This is a genomic window from Vibrio rhizosphaerae (assembly GCF_024347095.1).
GTDB lineage: Bacteria > Pseudomonadota > Gammaproteobacteria > Enterobacterales > Vibrionaceae > Vibrio > Vibrio rhizosphaerae.
The window spans coordinates 1,957,954-1,975,846 of record NZ_AP024903.1 but is presented as its reverse complement, the minus strand read 5'-3'; the positions used below and the strand labels follow the sequence as shown (position 1 = coordinate 1,975,846).

Genomic DNA, 17,893 nt, shown 5'->3' with positions numbered 1-17,893 from the left:
CAATCCGGTGTTTGCCAATACCACGGTCACCGGGACTTACGGCAGCCTGACGCTGGTTGACGGCCAGTGGACTTACACCTTAGATCAAAGCAAAGTTCAGTCACTGAACGCCGATGAGCAGGTCAAAGACACCATTACCCTGACCGCGAGTGACGGCACCACGCAAGATATTGTGATTGATATTACCGGCACGGATGATGCGCCGGTGGTGAGCGGCACCCTGACCGGGGCGGTGACTGAAGGGGATGTCGGGGATGTGACGCAGGTCAGCGGCACAATTGCTATTCGTGATGTCGATAGCAATGATAATCCGGAGTTTGCCGATACCACGGTCACCGGGACTTACGGCAGCCTGACGCTGATTGACGGCCAGTGGACTTACACCTTAGATCAAAGCAAAGTTCAGTCGCTGAACGCCGATGAGCAGGTCAAAGATACCATTACCCTGACCGCCAGTGACGGCACCACGCAAGATATTGTGATTGATATTACCGGCACGGATGATGCGCCGGTGGTGAGCGGTACCCTGACCGGCGCGGTGACTGAAGGCGATGTCGGGGATGTGACGCAGGTCAGCGGCACGATTGCTATTCGTGATGTCGATAGCAATGACAATCCGGAGTTTGCCGATACCACGGCCACCGGGACTTACGGCAGCCTGACGCTGGTTGACGGCCAGTGGACTTACACCTTAGATCAAAGCAAAGTCCAGTCACTGAATGCAGACGAGCAGGTCAAAGATACCATTACCCTGACCGCCAGTGACGGCACCACGCAAGCGATTGTGATTGATATTACCGGCACGGATGATGCGCCGGTGGTGAGCGGTACCCTGACCGGGGCGGTAACTGAAGGCGATGTCGGGGATGTGACGCAGGTCAGCGGCACAATTGCTATTCGTGATGCCGATGCCGGGGACAATCCGGAGTTTGCCGATACCACGGCCACCGGGACTTACGGCAGCCTGACGCTGGTTGACGGCCAGTGGACTTACACCTTAGATCAAAGCAAAGTCCAGTCACTGAATGCAGACGAGCAGGTCAAAGATACCATTACCCTGACCGCCAGTGACGGCACCACACAAGATATTGTGATTGATATTACCGGCACGGATGATGCGCCGGTGGTGAGCGGCTCCTTCACCGGGGCGGTGACCGAAGGGGATGTCGGGGATGTGACGCAGGTCAGCGGCACGATTGCCATTCGTGATGTCGATAGTAATGACAATCCGGTGTTTGCCAATACCACGGTCACCGGGGCTTACGGCAGCCTGACGCTGGTTGACGGCCAGTGGACTTACACCTTAGATCAAAGCAAAGTTCAGTCGCTGGCACAAAACGAGCAGGTCAAAGACACCATTACCCTGACCGCGAGCGACGGCACCACGCAAGATATTGTGATTGATATCAGTGGCACCAATGACGCACCGGTGGCGCAGGCAGCTACGGCGTCAGTAACGCAGGATCAAACGATTACCGGGAGTATCACTGCCACTGATGTGGACTTACCGGCGGATAAAACGTTAACGTTCAGTACCGGGTCGACAGTGACCGGACTGACGCTCAATGCCGACGGAACTTACAGCTTTGATGCCTCTGGATATGATGCATTAGGCGAAGGGGAAACACAGGTGATTAAAGTCCCTGTGACGGTTACCGATGATCTGGGGGCCAGCGTTACGACCACGCTGACCATTACCGTGACTGGAACCGATGATGCGCCGGTGGTGAGCGGCACCCTGACCGGCGCGGTGACTGAAGGCGATGTCGGGGATGTGACGCAGGTCAGCGGCACGATTGCCATTCGTGATGTCGATAGTAATGACAATCCGGTATTTGCCAATACCACGGCCACCGGGACTTACGGCAGCCTGACGCTGGTTGATGGCCAGTGGACTTACACCTTAGATCAAAGCAAAGTCCAGTCACTGAACGCCGACGAGCAGGTCAAAGACACCATTACCCTGACCGCCAGTGACGGCACCACGCAAGCGATTGTGATTGATATTACCGGCACGGATGATGCGCCGGTGGTGAGCGGTACCCTGACCGGCGCGGTGACTGAAGGCGATGTCGGGGATGTGACGCAGGTCAGCGGCACGATTGCCATCCGTGATGTCGATAGCAATGACAATCCGGAGTTTGCCGATACCACGGCCACCGGGGCTTACGGCAGCCTGACGCTGGTTGACGGCCAGTGGACCTATACCTTAGATCAAAGCAAAGTCCAGTCGCTGAACGCCGATGAGCAGGTCAAAGACACCATTACCCTGACCGCCAGTGACGGCACCACGCAAGATATTGTGATTGATATTACCGGCACGGATGATGCGCCGGTGGTGAGCGGCACCCTGACCGGGGCGGTGACCGAAGGGGATGTCGGGGATGTGACGCAGGTCAGCGGCACGATTGCTATTCGTGATGTCGATAGTAATGACAATCCGGTGTTTGCCAATACCACGGTCACCGGGGCTTACGGCAGCCTGACGCTGGTTGACGGGCAGTGGACTTACACCTTAGATCAAAGCAAAGTTCAGTCGCTGGCACAAAACGAGCAGGTCAAAGACACCATTACCCTGACCGCGAGCGACGGCACCACGCAAGATATTGTGATTGATATCAGTGGCACCAATGACGCACCGGTGGCGCAGGCAGCTACGGCGTCAGTAACGCAGGATCAAACGATTACCGGGAGTATCACTGCCACTGATGTGGACTTACCGGCGGATAAAACGTTAACGTTCAGTACCGGGTCGACAGTGACCGGACTGACGCTCAATGCCGACGGAACTTACAGCTTTGATGCCTCTGGATATGATGCATTAGGCGAAGGGGAAACACAGGTGATTAAAGTCCCTGTGACGGTCACCGATGATCTGGGGGCCAGCGTTACGACCACGCTGACCATTACCGTGACTGGAACCGATGATGCGCCGGTGGTGAGCGGCACCCTGACCGGCGCGGTGACTGAAGGCGATGTCGGGGATGTGACGCAGGTCAGCGGCACGATTGCTATTCGTGATGCCGATGCCGGGGACAATCCGGAGTTTGCCGATACCACGGCCACCGGGACTTACGGCAGCCTGACGCTGGTTGACGGCCAGTGGACTTACACCTTAGATCAAAGCAAAGTTCAGTCACTGAACGCCGACGAGCAGGTCAAAGACACCATTACCCTGACCGCCAGTGACGGCACCACGCAAGATATTGTGATTGATATTACCGGCACGGATGATGCGCCGGTGGTGACCGGCTCCTTCACCGGGGCGGTGACCGAAGGCGATGTCGGGGATGTGACGCAGGTCAGCGGCACGATTGCCATTCGTGATGTCGATAGCAATGACAATCCGGAGTTTGCCGATACCACGGTCACCGGGACTTACGGCAGCCTGACGCTGGTTGACGGTCAGTGGACTTACACCTTAGATCAAAGCAAAGTTCAGTCACTGAACGCCGATGAGCAGGTCAAAGACACCATTACCCTGACCGCGAGTGACGGCACCACGCAAGATATTGTGATTGATATTACCGGCACGGATGATGCGCCGGTGGTGAGCGGCACCCTGACCGGCGCGGTAACCGAAGGGGATCTCGGGGATGTGACGCAGGTCAGCGGCACGATTGCTATTCATGATGCCGATGCCGGGGACAATCCGGTGTTTGCCAATACCACGGCCACCGGGACTTACGGCAGCCTGACGCTGGTTGACGGCCAGTGGACTTACACCTTAGATCAAAGCAAAGTTCAGTCGCTGAACGCCGATGAGCAGGTCAAAGACACCATTACCCTGACCGCCAGTGACGGCACCACGCAAGATATTGTGATTGATATTACCGGCACGGATGATGCGCCGGTGGTGAGCGGTACCCTGACCGGCGCGGTGACTGAAGGCGATGTCGGGGATGTGACGCAGGTCAGCGGCACGATTGCCATCCGTGATGTCGATAGCAATGACAATCCGGAGTTTGCCGATACCACGGCCACCGGGGCTTACGGCAGCCTGACGCTGGTTGACGGCCAGTGGACCTATACCTTAGATCAAAGCAAAGTCCAGTCACTGAACGCCGACGAGCAGGTCAAAGACACCATTACCCTGACCGCCAGTGACGGCACCACGCAAGCGATTGTGATTGATATTACCGGCACGGATGATGCGCCGGTGGTGAGCGGCACCCTGACCGGCGCGGTGACTGAAGGCGATGTCGGGGATGTGACGCAGGTCAGCGGCACGATTGCCATTCGTGATGTCGATAGCAATGACAATCCGGAGTTTGCCGATACCACGGTCACCGGGACTTACGGCAGCCTGACGCTGGTTGACGGCCAGTGGACCTACACCTTAGATCAAAGCAAAGTTCAGTCACTGAACGCCGACGAGCAGGTCAAAGACACCATTACCCTGACCGCGAGTGACGGCACCACGCAAGATATTGTGATTGATATTACCGGCACGGATGATGCGCCGGTGGTGACCGGCTCCTTCACCGGCGCGGTGACTGAAGGCGATGTCGGGGATGTGACGCAGGTCAGCGGCACGATTGCTATTCGTGATGTCGATAGTAATGACAATCCGGTGTTTGCCGATACCACGGTCACCGGGACTTACGGTAGCCTGACGCTGGTTGACGGCCAGTGGACCTACACCTTAGATCAAAGCAAAGTTCAGTCGCTGAACGCCGACGAGCAGGTCAAAGATACTATTACGCTGACTGCCAGTGACGGCACCACGCAAGATATTGTGATTGATATTACCGGCACGGATGATGCGCCGGTGGTGAGCGGTACCCTGACCGGCGCGGTGACTGAAGGCGATGTCGGGGATGTGACGCAGGTCAGCGGCACGATTGCTATTCGTGATGCCGATGCCGGGGACAATCCGGAGTTTGCCGATACCACGGCCACCGGGACTTACGGTAGCCTGACGCTGGTTGACGGCCAGTGGACCTATACCTTAGATCAAAGCAAAGTTCAGTCACTGAACGCCGATGAGCAGGTCAAAGACACCATTACCCTGACCGCCAGTGACGGCACCACGCAAGCGATTGTGATTGATATTACCGGCACGGATGATGCGCCGGTGGTGAGCGGCACCCTGACCGGCGCGGTGACTGAAGGCGATGTCGGGGATGTGACGCAGGTCAGCGGCACGATTGCCATTCGTGATGTCGATAGTAATGACAATCCGGTGTTTGCCAATACCACGGCCACCGGGACTTACGGCAGCCTGACGCTGGTTGACGGCCAGTGGACTTACACCTTAGATCAAAGCAAAGTTCAGTCGCTGAACGCCGATGAGCAGGTCAAAGACACCATTACCCTGACTGCCAGTGATGGGACCACGCAAGATATTGTGATTGATATTACCGGCACGGATGATGCGCCGGTGGTGAGCGGCACCCTGACCGGCGCGGTGACTGAAGGCGATGTCGGGGATGTGACGCAGGTCAGCGGCACGATTGCCATTCGTGATGTCGATAGTAATGACAATCCGGAGTTTGCCGATACCACGGTCACCGGGACTTACGGCAGCCTGACGCTGGTTGACGGCCAGTGGACCTACACCTTAGATCAAAGCAAAGTTCAGTCACTGAACGCCGACGAGCAGGTCAAAGACACCATTACCCTGACCGCCAGTGACGGCACCACGCAAGATATTGTGATTGATATTACCGGCACGGATGATGCGCCGGTGGTGACCGGCTCCTTCACCGGCGCGGTGACTGAAGGCGATGTCGGGGATGTGACGCAGGTCAGCGGCACGATTGCTATTCGTGATGTCGATAGCAATGACAATCCGGAGTTTGCCGATACCACGGCCACCGGGGCTTACGGCAGCCTGACACTGGTTGACGGCCAGTGGACCTACACCTTAGATCAAAGCAAAGTTCAGTCACTGAACGCCGACGAGCAGGTCAAAGACACCATTACCCTGACCGCCAGTGACGGCACCACACAAGATATTGTGATTGATATTACCGGCACGGATGATGCGCCGGTGGTGACCGGCTCCTTCACCGGGGCGGTAACTGAAGGCGATGTCGGGGATGTGACGCAGGTCAGCGGCACGATTGCTATTCGTGATGTCGATAGCAATGATAATCCGGAGTTTGCCGATACCACGGTCACCGGGACTTACGGCAGCCTGACGCTGGTTGACGGTCAGTGGACTTACACTTTAGATCAAAGCAAAGTTCAGTCACTGAACGCCGACGAGCAGGTCAAAGATACTATTACGCTGACTGCCAGTGACGGCACCACGCAAGATATTGTGATTGATATTACCGGTACCAATGACGCACCGGTGGCGCAGGCAGCCACGGCGGCAGTGACGCAGGATCAAACGATTACCGGGAGTATCACTGCCACTGATGTGGACTTACCGGCGGATAAAACGTTAACGTTCAGTACCGGGTCGACAGTGACCGGACTGACGCTCAATGCCGACGGAACTTACAGCTTTGATGCCTCTGGATATGACGCATTAGGCGAAGGGGAAACACAGGTGATTAAAGTCCCTGTGACGGTCACCGATGATCAAGGGGCCAGCGGTACGACCACGCTGACCATTACCGTGACCGGGACCGATGATGCGCCGGTGGTGAGCGGCACCTTCACCGGGGCGGTGAGCGAAGGGGATGCCGGGGATGTGACGCAGGTCAGCGGCACGATTGCTATTCGTGATGCCGATGCCGGGGACAATCCGGAGTTTGCCGATACCACGGCCACCGGGACTTACGGCAGCCTGACGCTGGTTGACGGGCAGTGGACCTATACCTTAGATCAAAGCAAAGTCCAGTCACTGAACGCCGACGAGCAGGTCAAAGACACCATCATGCTGACCGCCAGTGACGGCACCACGCAAGCGATTGTGATTGATATTACCGGCACGGATGATGCGCCGGTGGTGAGCGGCACCCTGACCGGGGCGGTGACTGAAGGCGATGTCGGGGATGTGACGCAGATCAGCGGCACGATTGCCATTCGTGATGTCGATAGTAATGACAATCCGGTGTTTGCCGATACCACGGCCACCGGGACTTACGGCAGCCTGACGCTGGTTGACGGCCAGTGGACTTACACCTTAGATCAAAGCAAAGTTCAGTCGCTGAACGCCGATGAGCAGGTCAAAGACACCATTACCCTGACCGCCAGTGACGGCACCACACAAGATATTGTGATTGATATTACCGGCACGGATGATGCGCCGGTGGTGAGCGGCACCTTCACCGGGGCGGTAACCGAAGGGGATGTCGGGGATGTGACGCAGGTCAGCGGCACGATTGCTATTCGTGATGCCGATGCCGGAGACAATCCGGTGTTTGCCAATACCACGGTCACCGGGACTTACGGCAGCCTGACGCTGGTTGACGGCCAGTGGACCTACACCTTAGATCAAAGCAAAGTTCAGTCACTGAACGCCGACGAGCAGGTCAAAGACACCATTACCCTGACCGCCAGTGACGGCACCACGCAAGATATTGTGATTGATATTACCGGCACGGATGATGCGCCGGTGGTGAGCGGCACCCTGACCGGTGCGGTGACTGAAGGCGATGTCGGGGATGTGACGCAGGTCAGCGGCACGATTGCTATTCGTGATGCCGATGCCGGGGACAACCCGGAGTTTGCCGATACCACGGTCACCGGGGCTTACGGCAGCCTGACGCTGGTTGACGGTCAGTGGACTTACACCTTAGATCAAAGCAAAGTTCAGTCGCTGGCACAAAACGAGCAGGTCAAAGACACCATTACCCTGACCGCGAGCGACGGCACCACGCAAGATATTGTGATTGATATTACCGGTACCAATGACGCGCCAACGCTCACTCTGGAGGATTCGGCAAAGCAGGTTTCGGTTTCTGAAGAAGGTCTGCCTCAAGGCAACCCGGATAGTACTGGTTCGAGTGACACCACAAATAGCAAACAAGTCTCTGGCTCGTTTTCTGTGTCCGATCCGGATTCCTCTTCAGTGACGCTGTCACTTGTGGCGCCAACAACGTCATTATATAGTCATGGCATTGCGATCATTTGGACATTACTGGCAGATGGTTCTCTGGTCGGTCAGGCAAATGGTGAAACGGTGATGACAATTAGCTTATCGGATGAAGGCAATGGTCATTATTCATATACGGTTGATTTGCAAGGCCCGGTTGATCACCCTGACCCGACAACTGAAGATACGTTGCAAGTAGATTTCGGCATTGCTGCCAGTGATGGTCAGGCTGTTTCAACTGAGATGGTTCGTGTTTCGATTGAAGATGATTCACCGGATTCACATTCGACAAATATTGTGGTTGATACAGAGACTCCGTTGAGTTTTTCCGTATCCGGCACAGCGGTATCTCTTGGCAATTCAGTATTTGATAATGGGAACTGGCATACCTATCAAAGTGATACCAAAGTTGTTTGGGGAACCTCCGGGCCTTGGGATTCCAGTTATTCTTCTTACCAAGTCTCATCGGCACAGCAGGGTGCACATGATTATTCGGAAGGCAAACCGTTCGAGCTGGCAACATTAGTGCATCATAATGGCTCCGTCTGGAGTGATGAATCTACGTTACATAGCACGGTATTAACCATTGTTGCCCAAATCGTGATCAATGGCGTAACTCAGGCTGTGACGTTGAATCTGAATATCAACCATGACGAAACTTCGAATAATAGTAGTAGTGATGGTGACTCGATTACATTGACGACCGATTATGTTGACGTCGAGATCGATGGTGTCATGTATCGTGTTGATATTGAAGGCTTTAAGAAAGAAGACGGCTCTATTTCGAAAACCGTTGTCACCCCTGAAGGGGAAACGGATAGTTATACGGTTGTTGCCAGTCTGAATTACCATCCGGATTCTCATCCTGATTCAACTGTGACCGGGACGGTTGATTACGATGCCGGTGCTGATGGCATGGCTTCGGTGACATGGCAGGATGGCACTGAACATAATGGTGTCACCGTGATCCACGGTGATTACGGAACGCTGACAGTTTATGCCGATGGTCACTACACTTATGATGCCAATGAAGATGCGTTAGCTGCTTTGGATAAAGGCACAACGGCAACCGATTCATTTAATTACGTTGTGACAGATAATGATGGTGATTCAGCCACCAGTTCTCTGAACTTCGAAGTTTCCGGGCAGGCGACACCGTCGGTGAGCACCGGACTTCATGGTGAGTTCTATAACTATCAGGAAGGCTGGGCAAATCATTGGAACAATGTGGATAGCCTGGCTGATGCATTAGCGATTATCCAAAATCAGGATCCCAACGCTGAGTTTACTTCCACCAAAGTGGATTATCGGAGTGATTTATTCGCCCATGATTTGGGAGGGTACGATGCAGCTTATTGGTTGAATGGTCGAACTAATCTGGAAGAATGGCTGGAGCGGACCGGAGACGATAGTTCGGTTGTTTTCACTGATAAGGAAAATTCATCAGATGCTGTGGTTCGTTTAACCGGGGCTGTTGCTCTCGATAGTGGGACTTATTCAATCAAGGTCACGGCTGATGATGGTTATCAGATCAAGATCGATGGTGTGGTGGTTGCCGCATACGACGGTATTCAGTCTGCAACCACTGATACCTTTACGTTTACTGTCGATGGTTCCGGATATCAGACGGTCGAAATTGTCTATTGGGATCAGGGTGGTGCCCATCAATTAACAGTTGCACTGGCGGATGTAACCAATGGTGTGACCGGGGATTATTCGATTCTGGGTAGCGATGCTTATCCAACGGTGAATGGTGATGTGACACCAACAGGTTCTGTTGATGTGATTACTGACCATGAAGCAATGGCCGCCAGTTATGCAGACCGAATCGCTCAGTTTGAAGCCGGGAGTTACTGGCAAACCGATGGTGACCATAAAGACAATCACTTGGTTGGCTCACATGACAATGATCATATTGATGGTCATGGTGGTAACGACTGGATTGAGGGCGGCTCTGGTGGTGCAGACTGGTTACAGGGTGGTCACGGTGATGACACGCTTGTCAGTAGTTATGGCAGCGAAGGCGATTTACTGGATGGCGGAGATAATGATGACCATCTATATGGGGGGGATGGCAATGACATTCTGATCGGCGGGTCCGGTGCCGATTATCTCTCCGGTGGTGCAGGTAATGATATCTTGATTGGTGGCTCGAGAGATGGCCATCATGCGGATGGTTCAGACTTGCTCATTGGTGGCGCAGGTAAAGATCTGTTTGTTTTGGATTCTTCTTCTGTAGATAAGATTCAGGATTTCCATAGCGGTGAGGATGCGATTGACTTATCTAACCTGTTAGCCGATGCCTTAGATAATCAGAATAATGATGCGATTCAGCAATATCTGGATCAACATGTTGAAGTGACATCTGAACATGGACAAACGCATCTGAGTATTAACAATGTGAATGTTGCTGATTTTGGTCATGATTCCACGTTTAATGCGAGTAGCACGATTGCGGTGATTATCAATGATCATGAGTTTTCAGTGAAATATCACGGTTAATCGATCTGTCTTTGAGTCAAGAAAACCGTTAAGCGACAATCAAAAGCCAGTGTGGTCAATCACACTGGCTTTGTTCATTGGGGAAGAGGTTACTTTGATTGGCCAGCCAGCAAATAGTGAAACAAGCTGTTTTTTGCGGCGGGCGTTAAGGTTTTTATTCGTTGAATATTCTGGTCGGGAATGAATTCGGGGTGCGGATAGTGTGCTAAGACTTTCTCAATACTGTCTTCACGGATCAGATGATAGATCGGATAGGGAGATTTGTTGGTGAGATTGTCATCGTCTTCAGGATGGTTTCCGGCAAAACAGTAATCGGGATGAAACGTCGCAACCTGATAAATACCTTCCCACTGATGCTGTATCAGCAAGGCATCGATCCAGTCAATAAACTGATTGTAGTCATCGAATGATGAAAGAAAATCAGGGACGACAACCAAGGTCGTTTCCAGTTGTTCCGGCGGTGTTGTGTCTAATTCGCGTAACTGTTGATAAATATCTTCCAGTAATTGCGCTTCTTGTTGTGCCGGACTGATATGGATTTTGATCTGTTTGTTTTTATAGGGTTTCGCCGCGAAAGGACATAAGTTGAGGCCGATGACCACCTGAGTCAGCCATTGTTCGACCATTTGATGAATCAATGTATGCCTTGATTGAGAGTTCATTATGTAAGATTACCGCGTAAAAAATTTGTCGGCAGGATACCATGAAATCTAAGCTGAGTTGGTATGTTGTTGTGCCTGAAAAGAATCGAATTCTTTCAAACGCCAGCATAAGGTAAACAAAAACAAATAGATGATGGTTCCTCCGGCGACCACCATGTGCCAGCCTCCGTACTGCCAGCAAGCAATCAGAAAGAACCCGCCAAGACTTCCTCCCAGATAATAATGCACCAAATAAAGCGCAGTTGCAGTTGCTTTCGCCTGTTTGGCGTGCTGACTGACCCAAGCGTAAGCCAGTGTATGACTAAAGAAGGCACCAGAACTAATACAGATTAAAGCAATGATGATCATCGGGAGTGACTCTATCATAGCAAGCCACATCCCGGAGAGACTGAGACAGGTTCCGGCAATCAATCCGGAGACGGTATTATGGTGTCTGAGCCAGCGGGATGTCAGACGCGAACTCAGGGTGCCTCCCAGATAACAGATAAAAATGAGTGATGCCAGACCGACGGGGATCGAATAGGGAGCAGCCACCAGACGAAACCCCATCACAGTGTACAGATTCACAAACAGGGCAAAGTTTGCGCCCCCAAACAACATAGCCAGCCACAGCTTCTGTTGACGAAGGTGCATTAATACGGAGCGTTGATGTTGTAAAAACTGTCCTTTGCGAGGTGTAAAATGCTGTTGCGGCGGGAGCCGGAAATAAACATAGAATGCGCCGCCGATACTCAAAACGCTGACGACAGCGACAGCAGTCTCCCAGCTAAATAAATCGGTGAGATTACCTCCGGCAATTCGTCCACAGATCCCGCCTAATGAATTCGCAGCAATATAACTGCCGATTGCGGCTTGAAAAGCCTGCGGTGAAAACTCTTCAACCATGTAGGCGACGGCAACGGAGGCAAACGCAGCGATCGCAACACCGGTCAGGGCGCGGGCAGCCACAAGAGTCCACCATGTCGGATGTAGCAGCAGGGCGAGACCGAGTAAAGGGAGTGTCAGCAGGCCAATCATCATCACTTTTCGGCGTCCGAATACCTCGGAACAGATTGCCCAGGGTACTAAAGTGACCGATAGAGCGAGCGTGGATGCGGCGAAGAGCCAGTTCACTTTCGTTTCAGATAGCTGATACAGCTCGGCCATATGGGGGAGAATCGGCTGAAAAAGATATAAATTACAGAAGACAATGAAAGCACCGAGCGCTAATCCAAAAGAAACCTGACGATATTGAGGGGTGTGACGTTCGATCATTCATTTGTCCTGCCGTTTATCTTGTGACCAACGTAACATTAGCGCCTTAATTAATAAAATATATTAAAAATATTGTTGCTATATAATTTGTATATTATGGAAATTCGTCAACTGAAGCATTTTACTACGATTGTCCAGTTCGGAAGTTTTACTGCGGCCGCCCGGTCGCTCCATATTGCCCAGTCAGCATTGAGTATTTCGATTAAGAAGTTTGAGCAGCAGTTGGGGACGCGTCTGCTCAAAAGAGATGAGCGCCGAGTGAGTATGACCGATGAAGGGAAGATACTGTATGAGTACGCCCAACGTATTTTACAACAGGTTGATGATGCGCATCTGGCAATGAATGAGTTGAAAGGATTGGTCAAGGGTGAGGTGCGTTTAGGGACGCCGAGTATGACGGGGTCTTATTTTTTCCCTGAAATTGTCATGGCTTTTAAGAGTCACTATCCGGACCTGAAAATGACGGTGGTTGAGGCGGGCGGTCAGTCAATCCGAAGTATGCTGTTGGCCGGAGAGCTGGATATCGGTGTGATTTTGAACCGAGATATCCCGGAGGGATTAAGTGTTGACCCATTACTGACATCACAGATGGTCGCGGTTGTCAGTCAACATCATGAGTTGGCCGCTGCTTCTCACATCAGTCTGGAGACCTTTTTACAACACGAGCTGGTGACTTTTCAACCCGGTTATTACCACCGTGAATTCATTGAACAGGCCTGTCAGGCACATGGTTTCCATGCTCAGATTTCATTTGAAACTAATCTGCTCCCGATGATTTTAAAGATCGTCAAACGTGAATATGCAATCAGTGCATTACTTGAGTTGGTGACAGATCAGGAACCGGGTGTTTGTGCGATCCCTTTTGAACCACCGGTACCTGTAAATTTGGCACTAGCATGGCGGAATGACGGTTATCTCTCTTATGCAAATCAGGCATTTATTCACTTTGTAAAAAACCATGTCTCTTGAAGTGATATTGGTGTAAAAGTGAAAAATGTTAGTGAGAACAATGTGCATACGTTGAAATCGTGCTAGGTTTACACAAGAAGTTTACTTCAGCCTGAATAGGCTCAGGGAGGTTGAAATGGATGCTGACATGTACCTGCCGTGTCAACCTTACTGGTTATGCCAGTCTTTGATGTATACATTCTATGTCGTAATGGCAAGTGCGGTGATGTGGCTGGTTATTCTTGTGATTCGTGAATATATCCGGATTAAAAATCGCGCAAAATATGTTCAGGCCCGGCGTAAGTTACATTACAAAGAAAGGCATCGATTGAAATCTGAACGAGTGATCAAACGTGCAAGACGACCAAAAAGGCGAAGATAATCTGTGTCTGGTGCCTGAATGATGGTCGGTCCGTTATCCTGAGAGGAGTCTGGTGATGGATATTCAGGTTTTCTTTTATGCTCCGTGTAAACCTGACTGGTTATGTCGGCCGGCTCTGATCGTGATTGGTATTATGCTCGCGATAGGACTGATTTTATTCGTTCGGCTGGTGATTCGGGAATATTTGCGAATTCACCGCACACAATATGTTTTAAAACGTCGACGTCTTCATTACAAACAACGCCACAAGTTAAAACCATATCACCCAATGCGTTGGCCGCGAACGCCGCGTGACTAACAGCAGCAAGACATCACCAGCAAAACAGCTTCAATCAAGTTGACGCTGAAATGCCAGTGATTGTTCCGTTGTCCCGAAATCTTGAACAAAAGTAGCGAGGCGTGTTCTGGCAATAGAGAACTGCCGGGCTTTGATTGCGATCTCAATCAGATAGAACTGAGATTGGAATCGTTTTGGATCATGATTGAGTGCCTGCACGAAAAATTGACTGGCTTGTAACGTATGCCCGGATTTTAATGCGCAAAGCGCAGCATTCTCATAGCTGGCAGCAATCTGAGGGTAGTTTTTTCTTGAGTAAACCTCAGCGAAATAGTGTTGTGCCTGTTTGACATCCCCTTGTTTGCACAAGAATGTACCATAGTTATTATATACATCCGGATGATTCGGATGCTCGCTCAAGGCCAATATATATTGCTGCTTGGCTTTGTCTATTTCCCCCACTTTTTCATAGTAATAAGCTTGTGCGAGTTGCAATCGAATATAGTGAGGCGCGATTTCGGCGGCCTGGATCAGGTTGGACAAGGCTTTTTGAGGTTCATGACGTTGAAGATAGGCAATACTCAGGGTAATTCTGGCATCGGCAATCCGGTGATGTTCAGCCGTTCCGGGGGCTGTATGACTGCAACCTGAAATGATGAACCACCACCCGAGAATCAATCGACGTGTCACACGGCCTCCGCTTAATTATGCTCTGGTTTATTTGAGCGATGATAAAGTGATTCTACGGTGAGGGAATATGGTCGTGTTTATCTTGCGACGCAGATAAAAAAAGCGGCCTGCTGAGTTCAGGCCGCTCTTGCATCTGATACTGTTGTTTCTTAATCATCTTTGGTGAATTTATCTTCACTGAAGTGTTCCAGATCGTAGGGAGTCTGTTGGTAAACACAATAGTTTAGCCAGTTTGAAAACAACAGATGTCCGTGGCTTCGCCAACTGGCAATGGGTTGATTGTCTGGATTGTCATTCTGGTAATAGTTGACCGGAATTGTCGGTTCTAAGCCTTCACCCAGATCCCGAACGTACTCACTGTGTAATGTGAAGGCATCATATTCGGGATGACCCGTGACAAACACATGACGTTTATCCGGACTGGTTGCCAGATACATGCCGGCATCTTCAGAAGCAGCAAGGATATCAAGGCTGGTATTTTCCCGGATATAGTCAACCGGAAAATCTGCATATCTGGAATGCGGGGCGAGAAAAGAATCATCAAATCCGCGAATCAGCGGATGAAAGTCTTTCTGCAATGAATGCGTATAGACCCCGGAGAGTTTTTCTTTTCGCGTCAGCTTTGGCAATCCATAGAGGATATTCAGTCCGGCCTGAACCGCCCAGCAGACATATAAAGTCGAAGTGACATGATCTCTGGCCCATTGAATGATGGATTCCAGATGCTGCCAGTAGACCACATCTTCGAAAGCAACCAATCCTAGTGGTGCGCCCGTTACAATTAAGCCGTCGAAGTAACGGTCTTTCACCATCTCAAATTGCCGATAAAACATGTCTAAATGTTCTTCGGGCGTATTGCGGCTCGGACGATCATCGATCCGCAACAGTTCAACATCGACCTGTAGCGGGCTATTCGAGAGCAGCCGTAAGAATTGAGTTTCGGTTTCAATTTTCTTAGGCATCAGATTCAGTATCAGCACTTTGAGCGGTCTGATTTCTTGAGTAGAAGCTCGAGATTCATGCATGACGAAAATGTTCTCTCGAAAAAGAACATCCGTTGCAGGAAGTTGATCAGGAATCTTTATCGGCACAGTATCACTCTCACAATAAATCTATCTGGACGTCTATACATCTAAAGTTAACCGAATCGATCTCATATGTCGAGCAGAAATCAAGGATGCTTAACACGGATCTTTGAATGTTATTGGTGTTTGACTCCAAGTTGCCAGTTGACATTGCGTGATGGATACGCAACATCATAAAAACAGAGATGCCAACCGTCTCCCACAGATAAGTGCCAGCTGCGGAGCGGTTGGCCTATCTGTGGTGACAAGAAATGAGATGACAGACAATGGTCAGATTTATTGATGGAATTTGTTTACTTATGAAAACTGGGGCAGAAGAAATCAGCTCGCCATATCAGTTTGTGTCTGCCTTTCATCGATAATAGGACGTCTTTGCCTTTCATTTGAGGAAATGCAAGCAAAGGAGGCAAATCATCGACATCATTGGCTACGGCTTTATAAGCACGGATACAGGTAAAAGTTGAATCTAAATTGTCTACCAGCATCTCATGGGATAAACAAATACCTAGCTCATCGCGTCTCATTGTATGTTCCTTCTATTTTTGCTCTTCCAATCGTTTTCCAACGGGTACCACATACTGTTCGGATGACTTTTTATAATGATGCAATAGTTTCAACAATCCGTATAAAAAGTATACAATCTATCCGGCAATGCTCAGGGAATAAGTCACCTTTTCTCTGTGATCTTTGCCAAAATTTATGATGAAATTTCTAAAGTTATTTTCGTGATAGCAGCGCTTGTATCTGCCGTGCGTTTCAGTAAATTAGCTGATGATACTGACGCTGACTTAGCTGATGAATTTATTGTTATTTTTTTGAAACCCTGACAATATGAATGACGGAACATCTATGTGATCGGCGCTGCTCTGATGAAAGAGAAAGTTTTGTTTGAGATGAAACAATCAGATACTGGTCATATTCTTTCGTTTATTCACCGATAAAATAACGATAGTCGGGTAGATAAGATCTACAATAACAATGTTAAAGTTGCTGTTTTTACAGCCCGGATCAATCCAGAATAGAAGTAGAGTGGTATGAGTCAAACTAGTACGATCTTGACAGAAAGCGGCACCAATGAACTTGAGATTATCGAGTTTCATATAGAAAAACGTCTACCGAACGGAGGCACTAAAACTTGTTATTACGGCATTAACGTAGCAAAAGTCCGGGAGGTGATTCAGGTTCCGGAAACCACAGATTATCCGAATGCTCAGCCACATATGATTGGTGTATTTTCTTCCCGGGATATCCTCACGCCGTTGGTTGATTTGGCTGGTTGGCTCGGTATTCCGAAGTCACCGGATGTGGAGAGCAAATTTGTTATCGTGACGGATTTTAACCGGATGACAAATGGATTCTTAATCGACAGTGTCAGCAGAATTCACCGGATTTCGTGGAATGATGTTGAATCGCCAAGTCAGTTTCTTGAAGCCGGTGAGCAAGATTGTGTGGTAGCCGTCGTGCGCAAAGAAGGGCATCTGATTATGATTTTGGATTTTGAAAAAATCATTGCAGATATTAACCCTGAACTGAGTATGGAAAAGTATGATGTCAGAGTGGATAAAAGCATCGACCTGAATCAGAAAATGGTCAGTAAAAGAAATGCGAAGACTGTCATGGTCGTTGATGATTCTGCATTTATTCGTAGTCTGATTCAAGACACCCTGAGCTCTGCCGGTTATAACGTCATTGCCTGTAAAGATGGTGGTGAGGCCTTTGAAAAATTAATGAGTATTGAACAAGCCGCCGCGAAGGAAGGTGTTCAGGTTCGGGAGCTGATTGATGCAGTGGTGACAGACGTGGAAATGCCTCGTATGGACGGAATGCACTTGGTGAAACGACTGAGAGATAATAACTCATATCGTGATATTCCAATTGTCATGTTCTCGTCCCTGATGAGTGATGATAACCGTCATAAAGCATTGACATTGGGTGCCAATGACACGATTACCAAACCGGAAATCGGTAAACTCGTGGGCATGATGGATCAGTATATTTTTGAAACGGTATAACCAGACTCAGAACCGTATATCTCTCAGCTGTCGGCGATGATTGATCATTCGGATTGACCGGACACTCTGTTTTATCTGACGGGTTTGT

10 protein-coding genes are annotated in these 17,893 nt (G+C 50.3%); 5 read left to right on the top strand and 5 right to left on the bottom strand.

Translation table 11 applies throughout. The annotated features are described in order from the left end of the window. Positions 1-7: 7 nt before the first annotated feature. Entirely contained in the window at positions 8-10,495 is a 10,488-nt protein-coding gene (locus OCV37_RS08375) for a VCBS domain-containing protein (protein WP_261888069.1), read from the top strand. Positions 10,496-10,584: 89 nt separating this feature from the next. Here OCV37_RS08375 and OCV37_RS08370 read toward each other — a convergent pair whose 3' ends face one another. Next, entirely contained in the window at positions 10,585-11,157 is a 573-nt protein-coding gene (locus OCV37_RS08370) for a DUF1415 domain-containing protein (RefSeq protein ID WP_038179670.1), read from the bottom strand. Between the two features lie 48 nt (positions 11,158-11,205). Then, positions 11,206-12,411 carry an MFS transporter gene (locus OCV37_RS08365; protein WP_038179672.1) on the bottom strand — a complete coding sequence of 402 codons (1,206 nt, stop codon included), beginning with the start codon at positions 12,409-12,411 and terminating at the stop codon, positions 11,206-11,208. Between the two features lie 96 nt (positions 12,412-12,507). Between OCV37_RS08365 and OCV37_RS08360 the strand changes: the two genes are divergently transcribed. From OCV37_RS08360 to OCV37_RS08350, 3 genes are all read left to right on the top strand, one after another. Beyond that, positions 12,508-13,380 carry a LysR family transcriptional regulator gene (locus OCV37_RS08360; RefSeq protein WP_038179674.1) on the top strand — a complete coding sequence of 291 codons (873 nt, stop codon included), beginning with the start codon at positions 12,508-12,510 and terminating at the stop codon, positions 13,378-13,380. Between the two features lie 115 nt (positions 13,381-13,495). Further along, positions 13,496-13,741 carry a hypothetical protein gene (locus OCV37_RS08355; protein WP_051680425.1) on the top strand — a complete coding sequence of 82 codons (246 nt, stop codon included), beginning with the start codon at positions 13,496-13,498 and terminating at the stop codon, positions 13,739-13,741. Between the two features lie 55 nt (positions 13,742-13,796). After that, the gene (locus OCV37_RS08350) at positions 13,797-14,039 is read left to right on the top strand and encodes a hypothetical protein (protein ID WP_038179677.1); all 243 of its coding nucleotides are present in this window, start codon (positions 13,797-13,799) and stop codon (positions 14,037-14,039) included. Between the two features lie 30 nt (positions 14,040-14,069). Here OCV37_RS08350 and pilW read toward each other — a convergent pair whose 3' ends face one another. The 3 genes from pilW to OCV37_RS08335 form a co-directional block, all read right to left on the bottom strand. After that, the gene (gene pilW, locus OCV37_RS08345) at positions 14,070-14,708 is read right to left on the bottom strand and encodes a type IV pilus biogenesis/stability protein PilW (protein ID WP_038179827.1); all 639 of its coding nucleotides are present in this window, start codon (positions 14,706-14,708) and stop codon (positions 14,070-14,072) included. 149 nt (positions 14,709-14,857) lie between these two features. Further along, on the bottom strand, positions 14,858-15,799 hold the full coding sequence (metA, locus tag OCV37_RS08340) for a homoserine O-acetyltransferase MetA (RefSeq protein ID WP_038179678.1): 942 nt from the start codon (positions 15,797-15,799) through the stop codon (positions 14,858-14,860). A 287-nt stretch (positions 15,800-16,086) separates the two neighbouring features. Beyond that, positions 16,087-16,317, bottom strand: coding sequence for a hypothetical protein (locus tag OCV37_RS08335; RefSeq protein WP_038179680.1), 231 nt, complete (start codon positions 16,315-16,317; stop codon positions 16,087-16,089). A gap of 510 nt (positions 16,318-16,827) precedes the next feature. Between OCV37_RS08335 and OCV37_RS08330 the strand changes: the two genes are divergently transcribed. Continuing rightward, positions 16,828-17,805: a chemotaxis protein gene (locus OCV37_RS08330; protein WP_038179682.1), complete on the top strand. Its 978-nt coding sequence runs from the start codon at positions 16,828-16,830 to the stop codon at positions 17,803-17,805. Positions 17,806-17,893 lie beyond the last annotated feature (88 nt).